We start from the raw sequence: 1,846 nt of genomic DNA on the forward strand, positions 1-1,846 counted from the left end.
GCACCACGAGGAACTCGGGTCGCTCGCGAAAAATATCAAAGGCATCAAGCGCATCCGCTTCTTTATGACGTTCGGCGAGAGCTATCTCACGCATCTGCGCTGCTTGGAGAACGTCGGCATGACCTCCATCGAGCCGATCGACTTCGAGGGGCACAAGATCATCCCGCTGCAGTTCCTGAAGGCAGTGCTGCCGGACCCCGCGAGCCTCGGCCCGCGCACGAAGGGCAAGACGAATATCGGCTGCATCTTCCGTGGGAAGAAGGACGGAAAAGAGAAGAACTACTACCTCTACAATGTCTGCGACCATGAAAAGTGCTACGCCGAGGTCGGCTCGCAGGCGGTTGCCTACACGACGGGCGTGCCCGCGATGATCGGCGCGATGATGGTGATGACGGGCAAGTGGCGGCGTCCCGGCGTGTTCAACGTCGAGGAGTTCGATCCCGATCCGTTCATGGACGCGCTGAACGTCTGGGGGCTGCCGTGGCAGGAGAGCCACAGCCCCGTACTGGTGGACTGATGGCGGCGCGCGCGGCATGGCGGGCGGAGTGGGGCATAGTCCCAACGCCCTCCTACCTCGTCTATGAGGAGCTGCTCGAGCAAAATCTGAAGATCCTCGCGGAGATCGCGCAGGATACGGGCGCAAAGGTGCTCCTCGCACAGAAATGCTTCTCCATGTATCACTACTATCCGCTGATCGGGCGTTACCTCGCGGGAACGACGGCGAGCGGCATCTACGAGGCGCGGCTCTCGCAGGAGGAGATGGGGAAGGAGAACCATGTCTTCAAGCCCGCCTACGATGCGGAGGAGATCGATCAGCTCGCGGCGATCTGCGACCACATCATCTTCAACTCATTCGCCCAGTGGGAGCGCTTCGGCGCGGTGGCGCGGGCGCAGGGCGCGTCCTGCGGCATCCGCATCAACCCCGAGCGCTCGACGCAGGAGCACGCAATCTACGACCCGTGCGCGCCGGGCTCGCGCCTCGGCGTCAGGATTGCGGACTTCCGCGCGGATCTGCTCGACGGACTCGACGGGCTGCACTTTCACACGCTCTGCGAGCAGGGCGCGGATGCGCTCGAGGCGACGCTTGCAGCCGTCGAGGAGAAATTCGGGAAATACCTGCACGGCATGAAGTGGCTGAACTTTGGCGGCGGGCATCACATCACGCGCGAGGGATATGACATCGCGCTGCTGAAGCGGCTGATCCGCCATGTGCAGGAGACCTATGACGTGGCGGTCTATCTCGAGCCGGGCGAGGCAGTCGCGCTCAACGCGGGCTTCCTCGTCGCCGAGGTGCTTGAGGTGCAGACGGGCGGCAATGTCATACTGAACACGTCTGCGACCTGCCATATGCCCGATGTCATCGAGATGCCGTACCGTCCGCCCGTCATTGGTGCAGGCGAGGCGGGGGAGAAGGCGCACACCTATACGCTCGCAGGCCCGACCTGCCTTGCAGGTGATACGATCGGCACATATTCCTTCGATGCGGAGCTGCGCTTCGGCGACCGCATCGTCTTCGGCGACATGGCGATCTATACGATGGTGAAGAACAATACGTTCAACGGCATGCCGCTGCCGAACATCATCGCCGTTTCACCGAGCGGTGATTGGGAGGTCGTTCGTGAGTTCGGTTATGACGATTTTAAGATGAGGCTTTGACTTTGGAGGGGCTGTTGCACGAAGTTGTTTTGACTCCGTACAACAGCCCCTGTTCGTGTTAGCGCTCAAGGCGCCCCTACCACCGCTTTGCGGTCCCCCTCCCCCGTGTCGCACGGGGGAGGCTTTTCGTTATGGCATATTAGCTTCCCCCGTCGCAACGGGGGAAGTGGCGAACGCAGTGAGCCGAAAG

Annotated in this window: 2 protein-coding genes; both read left to right on the forward strand. The window is 61.8% G+C overall.

The window, feature by feature from the left end:
- Nucleotides 1-517 (forward strand): saccharopine dehydrogenase family protein (locus tag AXF19_RS08930; protein ID WP_272481861.1); only part of this gene is annotated, 517 nt, incomplete at its 5' end.
- Nucleotides 517-1,656 (forward strand): carboxynorspermidine decarboxylase, encoded by a 1,140-nt coding sequence (gene nspC, locus AXF19_RS08935; protein WP_066847863.1) that lies wholly within the window; start codon nt 517-519, stop codon nt 1,654-1,656. The genes AXF19_RS08930 and nspC, both read left to right, overlap by 1 nt.
- Nucleotides 1,657-1,846: the final 190 nt, after the last annotated feature.

Origin of the sequence: Selenomonas sp. oral taxon 126 (assembly GCF_001683335.1) — a bacterium.
In the GTDB taxonomy this organism is placed as follows: Bacteria; Bacillota; Negativicutes; order Selenomonadales; family Selenomonadaceae; genus Centipeda.